This window comes from Ralstonia edaphi, assembly GCF_958350185.1.
In the GTDB taxonomy this organism is placed as follows: domain Bacteria; phylum Pseudomonadota; class Gammaproteobacteria; order Burkholderiales; family Burkholderiaceae; genus Ralstonia; species Ralstonia edaphi.
This window is the reverse complement of record NZ_CATWHI010000005.1, coordinates 342,131-357,855: the sequence shown is the minus strand read 5'-3', so window position 1 is coordinate 357,855 and position 15,725 is coordinate 342,131. Positions and strand designations below refer to the sequence as shown.

The 15,725-nt window shown below is 62.7% G+C and carries 18 protein-coding genes and 1 tRNA gene; 7 read left to right on the top strand and 12 right to left on the bottom strand.

Annotated features, from left to right (window positions below):
* The first annotated feature begins 229 nt into the window (after nt 1–229).
* From R2669_RS19195 to R2669_RS19185, 3 genes are all read left to right on the top strand, one after another.
* On the top strand, nt 230–1,957 hold the full coding sequence (locus R2669_RS19195) for a PhoH family protein (RefSeq protein ID WP_147213558.1): 1,728 nt from the start codon (nt 230–232) through the stop codon (nt 1,955–1,957).
* A gap of 118 nt (nt 1,958–2,075) precedes the next feature.
* Nucleotides 2,076–2,501 carry a hypothetical protein gene (locus tag R2669_RS19190; protein ID WP_316887898.1) on the top strand — a complete coding sequence of 142 codons (426 nt, stop codon included), beginning with the start codon at nt 2,076–2,078 and terminating at the stop codon, nt 2,499–2,501.
* A gap of 141 nt (nt 2,502–2,642) precedes the next feature.
* Entirely contained in the window at nt 2,643–3,392 is a 750-nt protein-coding gene (locus R2669_RS19185; RefSeq protein WP_316901736.1) for a C40 family peptidase, read from the top strand.
* Between the two features lie 81 nt (nt 3,393–3,473).
* On the opposite strand, the gene R2669_RS19180 is transcribed toward R2669_RS19185, so the two are convergent.
* The 9 genes from R2669_RS19180 to R2669_RS19140 all read right to left on the bottom strand — a co-directional run bounded on the left by R2669_RS19180 (nt 3,474) and on the right by R2669_RS19140 (nt 10,309).
* Nucleotides 3,474–4,484 carry an inorganic phosphate transporter gene (locus R2669_RS19180; RefSeq protein WP_004626498.1) on the bottom strand — a complete coding sequence of 337 codons (1,011 nt, stop codon included), beginning with the start codon at nt 4,482–4,484 and terminating at the stop codon, nt 3,474–3,476.
* Between the two features lie 14 nt (nt 4,485–4,498).
* A complete protein-coding gene (locus R2669_RS19175; protein WP_147213555.1) occupies nt 4,499–5,125 on the bottom strand; it encodes a DUF47 domain-containing protein in 627 nt (208 codons plus the stop codon).
* A gap of 146 nt (nt 5,126–5,271) precedes the next feature.
* Nucleotides 5,272–6,660 carry a replicative DNA helicase gene (locus tag R2669_RS19170; RefSeq protein WP_027677550.1) on the bottom strand — a complete coding sequence of 463 codons (1,389 nt, stop codon included), beginning with the start codon at nt 6,658–6,660 and terminating at the stop codon, nt 5,272–5,274.
* Between the two features lie 142 nt (nt 6,661–6,802).
* Nucleotides 6,803–7,255, bottom strand: a complete 453-nt coding sequence (rplI, locus tag R2669_RS19165) for a 50S ribosomal protein L9 (protein ID WP_027677551.1) — start codon at nt 7,253–7,255, stop codon at nt 6,803–6,805.
* 24 nt (nt 7,256–7,279) lie between these two features.
* Nucleotides 7,280–7,558 (bottom strand): 30S ribosomal protein S18, encoded by a 279-nt coding sequence (gene rpsR / locus R2669_RS19160; protein WP_037022304.1) that lies wholly within the window; start codon nt 7,556–7,558, stop codon nt 7,280–7,282.
* 12 nt (nt 7,559–7,570) lie between these two features.
* Nucleotides 7,571–7,897: a primosomal replication protein N gene (priB, locus tag R2669_RS19155; RefSeq protein ID WP_316901735.1), complete on the bottom strand. Its 327-nt coding sequence runs from the start codon at nt 7,895–7,897 to the stop codon at nt 7,571–7,573.
* 43 nt (nt 7,898–7,940) lie between these two features.
* Nucleotides 7,941–8,309 (bottom strand): 30S ribosomal protein S6, encoded by a 369-nt coding sequence (gene rpsF / locus R2669_RS19150; RefSeq protein ID WP_027677553.1) that lies wholly within the window; start codon nt 8,307–8,309, stop codon nt 7,941–7,943.
* Between the two features lie 93 nt (nt 8,310–8,402).
* Nucleotides 8,403–9,395 carry an asparaginase gene (locus R2669_RS19145; RefSeq protein ID WP_316901734.1) on the bottom strand — a complete coding sequence of 331 codons (993 nt, stop codon included), beginning with the start codon at nt 9,393–9,395 and terminating at the stop codon, nt 8,403–8,405.
* A gap of 137 nt (nt 9,396–9,532) precedes the next feature.
* Nucleotides 9,533–10,309, bottom strand: coding sequence for a ferredoxin--NADP reductase (locus tag R2669_RS19140; protein WP_316875987.1), 777 nt, complete (start codon nt 10,307–10,309; stop codon nt 9,533–9,535).
* 254 nt (nt 10,310–10,563) lie between these two features.
* Between R2669_RS19140 and lexA the strand changes: the two genes are divergently transcribed.
* Together lexA and R2669_RS19130 are read left to right on the top strand one after the other, a co-directional pair.
* Nucleotides 10,564–11,214, top strand: a complete 651-nt coding sequence (gene lexA / locus R2669_RS19135; protein ID WP_147213552.1) for a transcriptional repressor LexA — start codon at nt 10,564–10,566, stop codon at nt 11,212–11,214.
* Nucleotides 11,215–11,333: 119 nt separating this feature from the next.
* The gene (locus R2669_RS19130) at nt 11,334–11,519 is read left to right on the top strand and encodes a hypothetical protein (RefSeq protein WP_147213551.1); all 186 of its coding nucleotides are present in this window, start codon (nt 11,334–11,336) and stop codon (nt 11,517–11,519) included.
* Between the two features lie 342 nt (nt 11,520–11,861).
* On the opposite strand, the gene R2669_RS19125 is transcribed toward R2669_RS19130, so the two are convergent.
* Both R2669_RS19125 and R2669_RS19120 read right to left on the bottom strand, forming a co-directional pair.
* Nucleotides 11,862–12,173, bottom strand: coding sequence for a cupin domain-containing protein (locus tag R2669_RS19125; RefSeq protein WP_316875982.1), 312 nt, complete (start codon nt 12,171–12,173; stop codon nt 11,862–11,864).
* 16 nt (nt 12,174–12,189) lie between these two features.
* Nucleotides 12,190–13,920, bottom strand: a complete 1,731-nt coding sequence (locus tag R2669_RS19120; protein ID WP_316901733.1) for a dipeptidase — start codon at nt 13,918–13,920, stop codon at nt 12,190–12,192.
* A 132-nt stretch (nt 13,921–14,052) separates the two neighbouring features.
* On the opposite strand from R2669_RS19120, the gene R2669_RS19115 reads away from it, so the two are divergent.
* Both R2669_RS19115 and R2669_RS19110 read left to right on the top strand, forming a co-directional pair.
* Nucleotides 14,053–14,448, top strand: a complete 396-nt coding sequence (locus R2669_RS19115) for a nuclear transport factor 2 family protein (RefSeq protein WP_316887905.1) — start codon at nt 14,053–14,055, stop codon at nt 14,446–14,448.
* 90 nt (nt 14,449–14,538) lie between these two features.
* Nucleotides 14,539–14,614 (top strand) — tRNA-His (locus R2669_RS19110).
* 73 nt (nt 14,615–14,687) lie between these two features.
* Here R2669_RS19110 and dusA read toward each other — a convergent pair.
* Nucleotides 14,688–15,722: a tRNA dihydrouridine(20/20a) synthase DusA gene (gene dusA, locus R2669_RS19105; protein WP_316901732.1), complete on the bottom strand. Its 1,035-nt coding sequence runs from the start codon at nt 15,720–15,722 to the stop codon at nt 14,688–14,690.
* Between the last annotated feature and the right edge of the window lie 3 nt (nt 15,723–15,725).

Below are 15,725 nucleotides of genomic sequence, written 5' to 3'. Positions count from 1 at the left end.
TTTTTCCCGGCAGCCAGGCCGGGCAGAACGTCCGAATCGTGCAGCTTGTCGTGGCGTTCCCCTAGGCCGCCCCACCTCTCGCAGGTCATGGCGGCTTTTTTGTGGCCGTCGTCCGTGCATCAAATGCTGCGACGCGCCCATCCGTTTTCTCGCGTTTTCCGCCTGCACCGCCCCGCCTTGTGCGGGGACGGTGTTCCGTCGTCGTTCCACCCAGAGAGGTAATCGAAGCATGCCGCTGCCGACCATGCCCACCCAGCCAGCCCAATTGCTCGACCCGGCTGAATTCAAGCCTTTCAGCAAAGCCGGAAAGCCGAAGGCGGGTCAGGAACCTCGAAAACCGGTGCCAGCGCTCGAGCGCGAGGCGTTGTCAGAAACCGGCCGTGCGCAACCCAAACGCAATGCTGCCAGCACGGCACGCGCCCGCTCGGGCGAAGCGTCCCCCATGGCGAAAGACAGTTCGCGCGAACACGCCGGCATTCTGGCCAAGGCGGTCGACAAAGTGAGCGCGACCGGCAAATCAACCGAAACCGCTGCCCGCCGCCGCGCCCGCCGCGACGAAGGCCCGACCAAGCTGTTCGTGCTCGACACCAACGTGCTGATGCACGACCCGACATCGCTCTTCCGTTTTGAAGAGCACGACGTCTATCTGCCGATGATGACGTTGGAAGAGTTGGACAACCACAAGAAGGGCATGAGCGAAGTCGCGCGCAATGCCCGCACGGTCAGCCGCACGCTCGACCAGCTTGTGGGCGGCACCGATGGAGCGATGGATGACGGCCTGCCGCTCGCCAAGCTCGGCAACCGCGATGCGCAGGGGCGCCTGTTCTTCCAGACGCGCCTGAACGACATCAAGTTGCCCGACGGCCTGCCGCAGGGCAAGGCCGACAACCAGATCCTGGGCGTCGTGGCCGCGTTGCAGCAGCAGCGTCCGGATCGATCGGTCGTGCTGGTGTCCAAAGACATCAACATGCGGATCAAGGCGCGCGCCCTCGGCCTGCCGGCGGAGGACTATTTCAACGACCGCGTGCTGGAAGACACCGACCTGCTCTACAGCGGGATCATGGCCCTGCCGGCGGACTTCTGGCAGAAGCACGGCAAGAACATCGAGAGCTGGCAGGACCCCAAGACGGGCACGACGTTCTATCGCCTGTCCGGGCCGCTGGTGCCGTCGTTCCTGGTCAACCAGTTCGTCTTCCTGGAGCCGAATGACGGCAGCCTGCCGCTGTATGCGCAGGTGAAGGAGCTGAACGGCAAGACCGCCGTGCTGCAGACGCTCAAGGACTACACGCACCAGAAGAACAACGTCTGGGGCGTGACCGCGCGCAACCGCGAGCAGAACTTCGCGCTGAACCTGCTGATGCATCCGGAAGTCGATTTCGTTTCGCTGCTGGGCCAAGCCGGCACAGGCAAGACGCTGCTGGCACTGGCGGCGGGCCTGGAGCAGGTGCTGGATCAGAAGCTCTACAACGAGATCATCATCACGCGCGCCACGGTGCCCGTGGGTGAAGACATCGGCTTCCTGCCCGGCACGGAAGAAGAAAAGATGCAGCCGTGGATGGGTGCCTTCGACGACAACCTGGAGGTGCTGCAAAAATCCGACGACAACGCCGGCGAATGGGGCCGCGCAGCCACGCAGGAACTGATCCGCTCGCGCATCAAGGTCAAGAGCATGAACTTCATGCGCGGCCGCACCTTCGTCAACAAGTTCCTGATCATCGACGAGGCGCAAAACCTGACGCCGAAGCAGATGAAAACGCTGGTCACGCGCGCGGGCCCGGGCACCAAGATCGTCTGCCTGGGGAACATCGCGCAGATCGATACCCCGTATCTGACGGAAGGTTCGTCAGGCCTGACCTACGTGGTGGATCGCTTCAAGGGATGGAGCCACAGCGGGCATATCACGCTGGCGCGCGGCGAGCGTTCGCGGCTCGCAGATCACGCGTCGGACGTGCTGTAGGAATCACCGCGCGGCAAAGCTGTCTGCCGCAAACCGTTGTGCCATCGGGCCGTGCATTTGCGCGGCCTTTTTTTTGCTGCACGTCTGGCACCTCTCTTTTCTCTGATGGAGGCCAACGATGCCCATGCAGCCAAACCTGCAGACCCGATCGCGCTTGACCCTGACGTCGGCTGCGCTGGCGATGATGCTGTCCGCCGGCGCTTCCGTTGCGCTTGCCGACACCCTCACGCCAAAGACCGCCGGCCAGATCAGCTACGTCTGCGGCGGCGTTGCACAAGACGAGCAGCAAGCGCTGAACAGTGAAGCGCGCAACTACAACCTGTCGCTGCTGTTCACGCAAGGCGCGCGCGGCGAGTATCTGGCCGACGTGGACGTCCAGCTCACGCGGCACGGCAAGGAGGTCGCAAGCTTTCGCGCCGATGGCCCGCGCTGTCTGATCAAGGCACCGCCGGCCAGCTATAACGTCATCGCCACATACCAAGGCACCACCAAACGGGCGACGGTGCAGACCGGCAGCACGCGTAACGTCCAACTACGCTGGTAAAACTCCCCGCAAAACGCGACGCCATCAGGGCCAAATCCGCAGACCCGCGCCCCGCTTGGCGTTGCGCCTCGCCAACACGCAGTTTGGCTTTCTGACGCGGCGCGCATAGCATGCTCGCTATCCGGACTCTCCTGATGGCGCATGCTGACGCGGTACGGCTCTTCCTATGGCAATACCCGGCTAGCAGGCACAGCCCTGCTTGCGTTGGTCTGCCTGCTGTCCGCCTGCTCGTCAACGCCCACACGTTCCACTGCCTCCCGTGACCAAGGCCTGCGCACACGCGGCGCGCCCATCCAGGATCCGAGTGCGGGTCTGGAAGAGATTTCCATCGAAGCCATGGCGCTGGTCGGCACGCCCTACCGCTACGGCGGCAATACGCCCGACAGCGGCTTCGATTGCAGCGGACTGGTGCGCTACGTCGTGCAGCGCGCCGCTTCCGTGAACCTGCCGCGCACCGCCGCCGAGATGGGCCGCCGCGGTACCTCGCTCGACCGTCGCGAAGTTGCATCGGGCGACCTCGTCTTCTTCAACACGACCGGCCAGCCCAATTCGCACGTGGGCATCTATGTCGGCCAGAACCGGTTTGTTCATGCACCGGCCACGGGCGGCACGGTGCGCCTGGAAGACATGACCAAGTCGTACTGGGCAAGCCGCTACATGGGCGCGCGCCGCGTCGTCGCAGCGAGCAACCTGCCGGATGCACCCGCGCCCGCCAACACGCCAATCACACCGGCACCTGCCAGCCCTGCCCGCCCGATCGACGATGACCCGCTCGGCACCCTCGCCCGCACGCGCGAGGCCCAAGCCGAGAGTCTGATGTCGACGCGGATACCGCCGGCTGTAACGCCGCCCGCGGACGACGATCCCATCGCGCGCTTCGCCACGCAATAGCGCATCGCTCGCGCCAATGCGAAACGCCCACCGGTTTGGTGGGCGTTTCGTTTTTCGCTGTGAATCAGCAGCCGGCTTTCGTTACAGGACGTGTCGGCCAATCCACCAGGCGATCGCGGCCATGAACGCAGACGCGGGAATCGTCAACACCCACGCCCAGACGATGTTGCCTGCCACCCCCCAACGCACGGCGGAAGCTTTTTGCGCCGCACCGACACCGACGATGGCGCCCGTGATGGTATGCGTGGTCGACACCGGCACGCCCAACGCCGACGCGAAGAACAGCGTCATGGCGCCACCGGTTTCAGCGCAGAAACCGCCGACCGGCTTGAGCTTGGTGATCTTCTGCCCCATCGTACGGACGATCCGCCAGCCGCCCAGCAGCGTACCCAAGCCGATCGCCACATAGCAGCAGACGATGACCCAGATCGGCGGCTCGGTTGCAGTGGCCGAGGCGTAGCCACCGGCAATCAGCAGCATCCAGATGATGCCGATGGTCTTCTGCGCATCGTTGCCGCCGTGGCCCAGGCTGTACAGCGAGGCGGAGAGCAGTTGCAAGCGCCGGAACCATCGGTCCACCTTGGATGGTGGCGTTCGGAAGAACAGCCAGGACACCGCCACCATCAAGAGCGAGCCCAGGATAAAACCGAGCAATGGCGAAATCAGGATGAACGCCACGGTCTTGAGCAAGCCGCTGGCCACCAGCGAGCCCGTGCCAGACTTGGCCACGGCGGCCCCCACCAAGCCACCGATCAGCGCATGCGACGAGCTCGACGGAATGCCGTAGTACCACGTGATGATGTTCCACGCGATCGCGCCGACCAACGCCCCGAAGATGACGTAATGATCGACGATGGACGGATCGATGGTGTCCCGCCCCACCGTGGTTGCCACCTTGAGGTGGAAGATGAAAATGGCGATCACGTTGCAGGCCGCAGCCATCGCCACCGCCTGCTGCGGCTTGAGCACGCCGGTCGACACCACCGTCGCGATGGAGTTTGCGGCGTCGTGGAAACCATTCATGAAGTCGAACACGATGGCCAGTGCCACCAGCAGGACGACCACCCAGAGACTGATCTGAAGCGTATGCATGAGGCGTCGTCTCGTCAGGCGTTTTCGAGCACGATGCCTTCGATGATGTTGGCGACATCCTCGCAACGGTCGGTGACGCTCTCCAGTTGCTCGTAGATCGCCTTGAGCTTGATCAGCAGCTTGATGTCGTTCTCGGTGCGGAACAGCTTCGCCATGGCAGCGCGCATCACGCGATCGGCTTCGGACTCGAGGCGGTCGATTTCCTGCGCGATGGTCAGAATCTGGCGGCCGTTGTTCATGTCGTTGAGCAGCGCCACGGCCTTGCGGACCTCCTCGCAACATGCCACGCAGATGGTCGCGAGCTGGCGCGCTTCGTCCGTCACGTTGGTCACGTCGTACAGCGAGATGGTGAGCGACACGTCTTCCATCAGGTCGAGGATGTCGTCCATCGTCGTGATCAGTTTGTGGATCTCGTCGCGGTCGAGCGGAGTGATGAAGGTCTTGTGCAGCAGCTCGATCGTGTCGTGCGTGATGCGATCGGCCTTCTTTTCAAAGTTCTGCACATTGCGTGCATGCATTTCGGCATTGGGCAAGTCATTGACCAGATCCTTGAGCGCATGGGCCGCCTTGACGGCGCACTCGGCGTGCTGGTTGAAGTACTCAAAAAACTTGCCTTCGGTGGGCATGAAGCGACCGAACATGATGATCCTTGGGAACGGAAAAAGCAGGAGTCGTAAAAACAGCGCCGGACGGGATCACCGCCGGCGCTGTCATTAAAACGCAATATTTTACCGGAACCGGCCCCGCGACACGCGGCACGTTGTGACCGGCCGACACGTATTACACGTTACGTATCGTTGTCAAAGAAGGCATTGCCCCCGGTGAAGTTGTCGAACTTCGTGTATTCGCCCAGGAACGTGAGACGAACGGTACCAATCGGGCCGTTACGCTGCTTACCGATGATGATTTCGGCCGTCCCCTTGTCCGGAGAGTCGGGGTTATACACCTGGTCACGATAGATGAACAGGATCACGTCGGCATCCTGTTCAATAGCGCCGGATTCACGCAAGTCCGACATCACCGGCCGCTTGTTCGGGCGCTGCTCCAAGCTTCGGTTCAACTGCGACAGCGCAATCACGGGGCAGTTGAGTTCCTTCGCCAGGCCCTTCAGGGAGCGCGAGATTTCCGAGATTTCGGTCGCACGGTTTTCACCGCCGCCCGAGCCCGACATCAGCTGCAGGTAATCGATGACGATCAGGCCGAGCTGCCCACATTGCCGGGCAAGCCGGCGCGAGCGCGCACGCAGCTCCATCGGATTCAACGCGGGCGTTTCGTCAATGAAGAGCTGCGCGTCGTTCATCTTCTGGATGGCGTGCGTCAGGCGCGGCCAATCCTCATCGAGCAGGCGGCCGGTACGCAGGCGGTGCTGATCCAATCGACCGACCGAGCCCAACATACGCATGGCGAGCTGCGTGCCCGCCATTTCCATCGAGAACACGGCCACCGGCAAGCCCTGCTCCACGGCAACGTGTTCGCCGATGTTCAGCGAGAACGCCGTCTTACCCATCGATGGGCGACCGGCCACGATGATCAGATCGCCGCCCTGCATACCGCTGGTCATGCGGTCGAGGTCGACAAAGCCCGTCGGCACGCCGGTGATGTCGCTCTGGTTGTCGCGGTGGTACAGCTCGTCGATGCGCTCGACCACCTGCGTCAGCAGCGGCTGGATTTCCAGGAAGCCCTTCTGCCCGCGCGAACCTTCTTCGGCGATCGCAAACACCTTGGATTCGGCTTCGTCCAGCAGCTGGCGCACGTCGCGGCCCTGCGGGTTGAAGGCGCCGGCAGAAATCTCGTCGGCAATCGTCACGAGTTGGCGCAGCACGCCGCGGTCGCGCACGATTTCCGCATATCGGCGGATGTTGGCGGCGCTCGGCGTGTTCTGCGCCAGCGCGTTCAGGTAGGCCAGGCCGCCCACCTCTTCCGCCTTGCCGGCGGCCTGCAACTGCTCGTACACCGTGATCACGTCGGCCGGCTTGGCCTGCGAGATCAGCTTGCCAATGTTGTGGAAAATCAGCCGGTGGTCGTAGCGGTAGAAATCGTGCTCGTTGATGAAATCGGCAATGCGATCCCAGGCGGCGTTATCCAGCAGCAACCCGCCGAGCACCGACTGTTCGGCCTCGATGGAATGCGGCGGCACCTTGAGGGAATCGAGCTGGGGATCGGAGGGCGCGTTCATGGCCGGATTATAACGGCGCTGCTCAGTCTTCAATCTGAACCCCTGACACAAAGGACAACAAAAAAAGGCAGAGACTTTCGTCCCTGCCTTCTTGACTCGCGTCGACGGGTGACCCGGGCGCCGCGAGGTACTGCGTGCGTGCTTAGACCGACTCGCCCTGCACCGACACGTTCACGTCAACTGCCACGTCGGTGTGCAGCGACACGACGACCGGGTGGTCGCCCACGGTCTTCAGCGGGCCGTTCGGCAGACGCACTTGCGCCTTCTCGACCTTGAAGCCTTGTGCAACCAGTGCGTCAGCGATGTCGTGGTTGGTAACGGAGCCGAACAGACGGCCATCCACACCAGCCTTTTGCGACAGTTGCAGCGTCAGGCCGTTCAGCTTTTCGCCTTCGGCTTGCGCAGCGGCCAGCTTTTCAGCAGCCAGCTTTTCCAGCTCAGCACGGCGGGCTTCGAATTCCTTGATGGCGGAATCCGTAGCGCGGCGGGCTTGCTTGTTCGGGATCAGGAAGTTACGAGCGTAACCGTCCTTCACGCGCACCACGTCGCCCAGGTTACCCAGGTTGACGACCTTCTCGAGCAGAATAATTTGCATTGTGAGTTCTCCTTATCCCGCTGATTAGTGCTTGTGCTGATCGGTGTACGGCATCAGCGCGAGGAAACGTGCGCGCTTGATGGCCGTGTCCAGCTGGCGCTGATAGATCGCGCGCGTGCCGGTCAGGCGGGCCGGGGTGATCTTGCCGTTTTCGCCGATGAAGTCCTTGAGCGTGTCCAGATCCTTGTAGTCGATCTGCTCAACGCCGGCCACGGTGAAGCGGCAGAACTTCTTGCGCTTGAACAACGGGTTTTGCTGCTGGAAGCGCTTCTTGTTCTTCGCGTCGCGCTGCTTCTTGTTCATGAATGCCATGATTCAATCCTTTACGAATACGTTACATCCGGAGATGTGAAAGACCAGTGCCTTACCGCTGCGGTGCTTGCGAGCCAGGAATCCCACGCAATCCAGGACAGTGCCCGGAGCGATGCGATCCAGAACGGAAGCCATCTTGCCGGCTGCCAGTGCTTCTATCGAAAACTCGATCTGTCGCACTGTCTGCGCCTCGACCGCCTGTCCGCTGTAGGCCAGCAGACAATTGACGATCGGCACGCCGGCTGGGGTGTATCGCATCACCTCGCGCTCGACCAGAGTGGCGACGAGCTGCAGGCGGTTGATGGCGTTGTCCCCGTGGGTTTCGTTCATGCTGGTGATGCGCGATCAGGCTTGCGCAGCACCGCGCGCGGCATCAGGCGGCCTGTTCGGTCTGAGCGGCGGCCTTCTTGGCCTCTTCGCGTGCGACTTCCTTCATCATCGGCGACGGCGCCGTTTCAGCCTTCTTGGTCTGAACGATGAGGTGACGCAGCACAGCGTCGTTGAACTTGAACGCGTGCTCGAGCTCAGCCAGGGTTTCCTTACCGCACTCGATGTTCAGGCACACGTAGTGAGCCTTCGCGAGCTTCTGGATCATGTAGGCCAGTTGACGGCGGCCCCAGTCTTCGACGCGGTGCACTTGGCCGCCCTGCGTAGTGACCGTGCTCTTGTAGCGCTCGATCATCGCGGGCACTTGCTCGCTTTGGTCCGGATGGACGATGAATACGATTTCGTAATGACGCATTGACGCTCCTTGTGGATTAAGCCGCCCGGGCGTCACACTCCGGTGCAGCAAGGTTGGTTAGCCTGCCATTATACGCAGGCTTTGGCGATTTTTTCAATATCGATCAATGACTTGCTGCAGGGAGGCAACTTCTGCCTGGGCGCGCCCCGAGGCCAGAAGCAACGTCAGCAGCACACGCGCTTTATAGGGATTGAGCGAGCCACTCGATGCCCAGCGCTCCGCGCCCGGCTGGGCAGGCACCACGCCTGCCCCTGTACGCGTGGAACGCAGTATGAAAACGCCCTGCTGACTCGCCCTGTTCAGCGCCGCCTCAAGATTGGCATGGATGGACCCGGCGCCAGTTGCGGCAATCACGAGCCCCTTCACGCCAGCAGCCACCAGCGCATCAACGACACGCGCATCGGGTTGCGCATAGCTCGCCAGCACTTCCACCCATGGCCACTGGCCCGTGGGCGGCATCGGCAGGACATCCTCTGCGCTCACACGTTGCGCTGCACGCTGAAACTGCACCTGGGCGTCGAGCACGAAACCCAGCGGCCCCGCATCCGGCGAGACAAACGCCTCCACCGCATAGGTGTGACCCTTCTGCACATCGCGCGCGGCATGCACGCGCTGATTTAGCGCTACCAGAACGCCGCGTCCGCGCGCGGACGGACTGGCGGCGAGCCGTACCGCGTTCAGCAGGTTCAGTGGGCCATCTGCAGACAGCGACGTCGACGGCCGCATCGCCGCCGTCAGAACGATCGGCGTATCGGTCTGCTGCGTCAGGTGCAGCAACATGGCGGTTTCTTCCAGCGTGTCGGTGCCGTGCGTGATGACCACGCCGTCCACACGTTCGACGTCGATCCAATGACGGATGCGTCCAACGAGCTTTTCCCATACGTCGAACGTGAGGTCCTTGCTGTCGATCTGGGCGACCTGCTCGGCGCGCACGTTGGCGAGGCGCTCCAAACCAAGCTTGCTGGCAGCGAGCAGTTGATCGATGGGGACGGCGCCAGCGCGATAGCGTGCGGCGGAGCCAGCGTCGTCAGCAGAGCCGGCGATCGTGCCGCCGGTGGCGAGGATGGCGATGGTAGGCAAGGACATCGTTGCAGACATGCGTGGTGGGCAAGGCGCGCATTGTATCCGCCCGCCCCGCCTTTGCCGACGCGGGATAGCCCTCGGCGCCGGCAAAAACAAAACGCCGGCACACAGGCCGGCGTTTGCAGCGGAAGCCGTATCGATTATTTCTCGACGAAGGCGCGCTCGATCACGTAGTCCCCCGCTTCGCCCATGCGCGGCGAGATCTTGAAGCCGCGGGCATCGAGCAGCTTGCAGGTGTCTTCCAGCATGGCCGGGCTGCCACAGATCATGGCGCGGTCGACTGCCGGGTCCATCGGGGGCAGGCCGATGTCGGCAGACAGCTTGCCGCTGTCGACGAGATCCGTCAGGCGGCCCATATTGCGGAACGGCTCACGCGTGACGGTCGGGTAGTAGATCAGCTTCTCGCGCACCTGATCGCCGAAGAATTCGTTGTTCGGCAATTCCCGGGTGATGAAGTCGGCATAGGCCAGCTCGCTCACTTGCCGCACGCCGTGCAAAAGCACAACCTTCTCGAAGCGCTCGTAGGTTTCCGGGTCCTGGATGATGCTCATGAACGGCGCGAGGCCAGTGCCGGTGCCGAACAGGTACAGGTTCTTGCCCGGCAGCAGGTCATCCAGCACGAGCGTGCCGACCGGCTTCTTGCTCACCAGCAGCTTGTCGCCCACCTTCAGATGCTGCAGTCGCGACGTCAGCGGGCCGTTCTGCACCTTGATGCTGAAGAACTCGAGATGCTCTTCGTAGTTCGGGCTGGCGATACTGTAGGCGCGCATCAGCGGCTTGCCCTCGACCTCCAGCCCAATCATGACGAAGTGGCCGTTATGGAAGCGCAGCGCCTGATCGCGCGTGGTCTTGAAGCTGAACAGCGAGTCATTCCAGTGATGGACGCTCAGAACGGTCTCTTGATTGAAGGCGGACATGGTGACGTTCGGGCCGGCCCAACGAGGCTCCATCGGGCTATGTGGCGATGCAATAAATCGGTCAAGGCCTTGATTTTATGCGATTCCCTCCGGCCGCGCCTGCATGGATTGCGCATAAGCTTCTAACCAGTCGCGTAGGTTTTGACGCCGATCAGAAGGACTGGGCGCGCGCGCAACAGGTCACAACAAAATCACTTGCGCTTCCTGCGTCACTGTATAAAATCACAGCACCTGTTCAAATATACAGTACGCCGATGGCCACCCTCACCCCCCGCCAACAGCAGATTTACGACCTGATCCGCCAGACGATCCAGCGCACGGGCTTTCCACCCACGCGCGCCGAGATTGCCGCGGAGTTCGGCTTCTCGTCGCCCAATGCAGCCGAGGAACACCTGCGTGCGCTGGCACGCAAAGGCGTGATCGAACTGACCCCGGGCGCCTCGCGGGGCATTCGGCTGCGGGCGGCAGGCGACACGTCGCAGCATCAGTTCTCGCTGCCGTCGATGGGGTTGATGCAGCTGACACTGCCTCTGGTGGGCCGCGTGGCCGCCGGGAGCCCGATCCTCGCAGCAGAGCACATTGATCGCCAGTACCAAGTTGATCCGTCGCTGTTTTCTGCGCAGCCCGATTTTCTGCTGAAGGTGCGTGGCATGAGCATGCGCGACGCCGGCATTCTGGACGGCGATCTGCTGGCCGTGCAGCGCGCCGCTGAAGCGGCCAACGGCAAGATCGTCGTGGCTCGACTGGGCGATGACGTCACGGTCAAGCGTTTCCAGCGCAAGGGCCGACATGTCGAGCTGATCGCCGAGAACCCCGATTTCGAACCGATCCATGTTGATCTGGATCGCGATGAGTTTCACCTGGAGGGCTTGGCCGTCGGTCTGATCCGGCCTGCCGCGCCATAAGTCTTCGGCGCATCTCCGCGCCAAATCTTCGCTGTTTGATCCAACCTGGAGGTGAGCCATCGGCTCGCCAGGGCGGAGTCTTGCCACTCGCTTTTCCACCCGAACTCACGAGGTCTGTCATGCGACTCGGATCGATGTCTTCCCGCCGCCGCCCGGTACAGCCGGTGCCCTTCCGCCAAACCCAGGGCGTGCGCATCTATCAGGGGGAGCAGCGCCGTACGATGGTCGGCAGCATGGCCGCCATCTGCCGCATGCTGGATGCGATCCCGGTGGGCTCACGTGCCGCTGGGGCTGAAAGCTGCTGAGGAAAAGAAAGACGGGCAAGGGCTGCAAACCGCATTGCGGCGCCCGATCAGGGCATACCCCAATGCTGCCGCCGCAACTGATTTCATACACTTGCCGTGCCCTGAGGACAGGGCTTTCTTCAACTGATTTTCGGCCCGCCGTTTGAGCGGGCTGTTTTTTCTGTCCGGAAGTTGCTGCAGCGGCACATTCGACGGTGTTCCACTAGCAAAACGGACGTTTACCCGGATGTTGTTTGGCGTACGTGACAGTAGTATTGCCAATGCCCTCAGGGGCAATGAGATCGCTGAATTCGAAGCCCGCACATCGCGGGCTTTTTTTTGTCCTAACCGGGCGGCGAGCTGCTAAACGCTTCCCGCTTTCTCGACGACGAGAATCCGAGCCTCGCCACGCGGGTGCGCCACATGCTCACAACCGATACCGGCGAAGAAAATGTCGCCGGGCTCCAGCGTCGCGACCTTCTCTTCACCGGCTTCGCGGTAATGCATGTCGACCGTGCCGTCGAGCACCACGAACACCTCCTCGCCGTCGTTTACGTGCCAGCGATAAGGCTGGTCCGTCCAGTGCAGGCGCGTAGTAATGCCGCCCATATTGGCAATATCGAGCGCACCCCAGGCACGCTCGGCAGTGAACGACTTGGCGCGGATGATGTTCATGGCCGTCCTCCAACGGTTACTGCATCGACTGCAGATTGCCGATGCGCACCAGCATCTCGGTGAACATCTGCATATCGAGGTCGAGGTCCGGCACTTCCTTGTACTCGTTGGCGTTGTGCGCGGTGTACTTCTTGCCCGGCATGGCGGGGCCAAAGTTGATGGCGTTCGGCATCAGCTTGGCCGTCGTGCTGCCGGCCGTCGGCACGGGCTTGGCATCGAGGCCAGTGGTGTCGCCGTAGATGTTGAGCAGCGTCGACAGCCACGCGCCCTTCGGATCGCGCGCCATCCAGTTGCCCTGATCGTGGTTGATCTCAACGGCGACATGGTTGGCGTTGGCCCATGCGTTGATCTTGCCGGCGATCTCGCCGCGCAGTGCGTCGGGCGTTTTGCCGCGCGGCATGCGCACGTTGGCGGTCACCTCCACGCGGCCATTCTTGTCACCGATCACGGTGGGTGAAATGGTCAGCGGGCCCATGAAATCATCCTTGTAGGCGACGCCCATGGTGTTGCCAAGGTAATCGGTACCGTAAACATCGGCCAGATACCGCACAGCGTGGGCGTAGGCGTTGTCTGCCAGGCCGAGATCGGCTGCACGCAGGAACAGCGCCAGGCGCGGCAGCGGGTTGACGCCCTCTTCCGGACGCGAGCCGTGCGCCGACGTGCCGGTCGCTTTCACCACGATGCTGTCCGCCGTGCGCGCGATGTCGATCGAGAACTTGCCTTGCGCCGCTAGGCTGTTCACAAATGCGTCGCGCTTGGCTTCGAGCGCGGCGGCGGCCACGCCCAGATCTCCGCCCTTGAGCGTGGCCGTGGCCGTTTGTGGGATGGAACTGGCCGACGCCGCGCCCGTCATCGCGACGATGGCTGTGTGCGAAGCATCGCCAGCCTGCGCTGGGAAGAAGACTTTCAATGCGCCCGTGCCTTTCTCTGCCACCACGGCCGGATACTTGCTGTCGAGCACGATGTTGTACGCGGGCAATTGGGTGTGCTCGCGGTAGTACTTCATGCCGTCACCGCCGGTTTCTTCGGTGGTTTCGATCATCAGGCGGATCGTGCGGGCGAGCGGCACCCCGCTGTCCTTGACCGTTTTCATGGCATACATCGCGGCGGCGATCGAACCCTTGTCGTCAATCGTGCCGCGGCCGTACAGCAGATTGCCGACGCGCGTGACCTTGAACGGATCGAGCTTGGTGCCGTCGCCGAGCACCCACTCCTCCGCCTTTGCGGGCACAACGTCGGCGTGGGTCAGAATGCCGAATTCGTCCGAGCCGGTGCCTGGCAACGTGACTTCAAAGACGCGGTTGTCGACGTTGCGGTATTTCAGGCCGAAGTCTCGCGCCATGCCCTCGACCAGCTTGCCAAACGCGACGATGGCGGGGTTTTCGTACTGCGGGATCTTGTCGTCGCGCACCGTGGGCAGCGCGACCATCTTCTCGATCGACGCAATCACGGCCTGCTGGTTGTGCAGGCGGTTGTACAGACCCAGCAGGCGCCCAATGTTGACGAGGTCATCGCCGGCAAGCTGGGCCTTCTTCTGGTACGCGGCGACACTGCCGGCGACTTGCGGATCCGCCTTCGCGGCTGCCGCGAGAAAGCTGTTCAGGTCAGCCGATGCCTTGGATTGTTCGGCGGCGAGCAGCGCGTCAAGCTGCGGTTTCTGAAGCGTGGCGGCAAAGGCGCCGGCGCCGCAAGCCAGCGACAGTGCGATCGTCAGCGAAGACAGGCCAATACGGGCAGTGCGTTGCATCGAAGTGGATTCCGGGAAAGGCGAAGGCGCCATCATAGGGGCGAAGCGCGAGCCACGCATTGTGCAGCGCGAAAAACGCTAAGCCACGCCCACTGCGCGGTATGCTGGGAGCTTTCCAAGGAGGCCTGCCGCATGGAACCGTCTCTGGATACCGCCCCTGGTCTGCTGAACGTGCTCGAAGAACTGCGCCGGCGCGAGCCCATCTTCCATCGCCCAGAATTCGGCACGCGCCGCGAAGACTTCGAGCGCATGACCACGGAAGACTTCTGGGAAACCGGCGCATCAGGCCAACGCTATAGCCGCAGCTATGTGCTCGGCGTTCTCGATGCGCGGCACGGCCATATCGGCGAGGATTTCTGGCAAACGCGTGATTTCCGCTGCCAGGAGATCGCGCCGGACAACTACTTGCTGACCTACACGCTGGTGCAGTCGAACCGGACAACGCGGCGGGCGACGTTGTGGCGGCGGACGGCGGATGGCTGGAAGGTGGTGTACCACCAAGGAACGGTCGTGGCGGAGGCTCGTTGAACTCCGTTGCGAAACCCTCTAGGCAAGTCCAAAGAATGTTTGTATAATCGCTGTTTCCTTGAACGGCAACGCGCTGTTCAAGTGACAACGGTGGCTGTAGCTCAGTTGGTAGAGTCCCAGATTGTGATTCTGGTTGTCGTGGGTTCGAATCCCATCAGTCACCCCAAGTTTCAAGAAAAAGCCCGCGAAAGCGGGCTTTTTTGCATTCAGCGGTCAGGGCAGCGCCCCGTTCCTCTGCATCAAACCGCTACCGCCTCCTCGTTCGATTCTTCGCCGCGCCGCAGGTGCGCCCGCGCTTCGTCGAACAACGCATGCGCGTCGGCCAACGTCTTCACGCGGCCGAGCGCCTTGGAATCCGACAGCACGCGCCGCCAGCCACGCGCCCCGGCCACGCCGCGATACAGCCCCAGCATGTGCCGCACCGCCGCCCCCGCGTAGCCGCCGCGCTCAACCCAGCGGCCGACGTAGCGAATCATCGCGTCTTCCACCTCGGCGCGCGTGGGGGCCTCGGTGCCTGCGCCGTAGTACCGCGCATCGAACGCGGCCATCAGGTGCGGATGGTGATACGCCTCGCGGCCGATCATGACGCCATCAACGTGCGCGAGATGCGTGTCGATCTGCTCCAGCGTCTGCACCCCGCCGTTGAGCAGAATTTCCAGATGCGGGAAATCCCGCTTGAGCTGATAAACGACTTCGTAGCGCAGCGGCGGAATCTCGCGGTTTTCCTTCGGGCTCAGGCCTTTGAGGATGGCATTGCGCGCGTGGACGATGAATGTCTCGCAGCCGGCCTCGGCGATGGTACCGACGAAATCCCGCACAAAATCGTAGGTTTCGATGGCGTCGATGCCGATGCGGTGCTTGACCGTGACCGGAATCGACACCGCATCCCGCATCGCCTTGACGCCCTGCGCGACGAGCTTCGGCTCAGCCATCAGGCACGCGCCAAACGCCCCTCGCTGCACGCGCTCCGACGGGCAGCCGCAGTTGAGGTTGATTTCCTTGTACCCCCACTGCTGGCCGAGGCGCGCGGCCTGAGCCAGATCATAAGGTTCGCTGCCGCCAAGCTGCAGCGCCACGGGATGTTCGACTTCGTCGAAATCGAGGTGACGCGGCACGTCGCCGTGCAGCAGCGCACCGGTGGTCACCATTTCCGTGTAGAGCCACGTGTGGCGCGAGATCTGGCGATGGAAAAAACGGCAATGGCGGTCCGTCCAATCCATCATGGGCGCCACCGACAAGCGGCGGGGGTTGGGCGTGGGGCGTTCAGCGGTCACAGC

Coding starts and splice junctions, on each gene's coding strand:
- priB (WP_316901735.1), bottom strand. CDS start 7,897: ATGAACGAAACCCACGGGGACAACGCCATCAACCGCCTGCAGCTCGTC.
- rplI (WP_027677551.1), bottom strand. CDS start 7,255: ATGCAAATTATTCTGCTCGAGAAGGTCGTCAACCTGGGTAACCTGGGC.
- R2669_RS19125 (WP_316875982.1), bottom strand. CDS start 12,173: ATGAACATCATCCGCGCCAAGTCGTTCACTGCCGAGCGTGCCTGGGGT.
- R2669_RS19130 (WP_147213551.1), top strand. CDS start 11,334: ATGCGACTCGGATCGATGTCTTCCCGCCGCCGCCCGGTACAGCCGGTG.
- rpsR (WP_037022304.1), bottom strand. CDS start 7,558: ATGAACAAGAAGCAGCGCGACGCGAAGAACAAGAAGCGCTTCCAGCAG.
- R2669_RS19180 (WP_004626498.1), bottom strand. CDS start 4,484: ATGCATACGCTTCAGATCAGTCTCTGGGTGGTCGTCCTGCTGGTGGCA.
- R2669_RS19140 (WP_316875987.1), bottom strand. CDS start 10,309: ATGTCCGCCTTCAATCAAGAGACCGTTCTGAGCGTCCATCACTGGAAT.
- R2669_RS19190 (WP_316887898.1), top strand. CDS start 2,076: ATGCCCATGCAGCCAAACCTGCAGACCCGATCGCGCTTGACCCTGACG.
- lexA (WP_147213552.1), top strand. CDS start 10,564: ATGGCCACCCTCACCCCCCGCCAACAGCAGATTTACGACCTGATCCGC.
- R2669_RS19195 (WP_147213558.1), top strand. CDS start 230: ATGCCGCTGCCGACCATGCCCACCCAGCCAGCCCAATTGCTCGACCCG.
- R2669_RS19185 (WP_316901736.1), top strand. CDS start 2,643: ATGCTGACGCGGTACGGCTCTTCCTATGGCAATACCCGGCTAGCAGGC.
- R2669_RS19120 (WP_316901733.1), bottom strand. CDS start 13,920: ATGCAACGCACTGCCCGTATTGGCCTGTCTTCGCTGACGATCGCACTG.
- R2669_RS19145 (WP_316901734.1), bottom strand. CDS start 9,395: ATGTCCTTGCCTACCATCGCCATCCTCGCCACCGGCGGCACGATCGCC.
- R2669_RS19170 (WP_027677550.1), bottom strand. CDS start 6,660: ATGAACGCGCCCTCCGATCCCCAGCTCGATTCCCTCAAGGTGCCGCCG.
- R2669_RS19115 (WP_316887905.1), top strand. CDS start 14,053: ATGGAACCGTCTCTGGATACCGCCCCTGGTCTGCTGAACGTGCTCGAA.
- rpsF (WP_027677553.1), bottom strand. CDS start 8,309: ATGCGTCATTACGAAATCGTATTCATCGTCCATCCGGACCAAAGCGAG.
- R2669_RS19175 (WP_147213555.1), bottom strand. CDS start 5,125: ATGTTCGGTCGCTTCATGCCCACCGAAGGCAAGTTTTTTGAGTACTTC.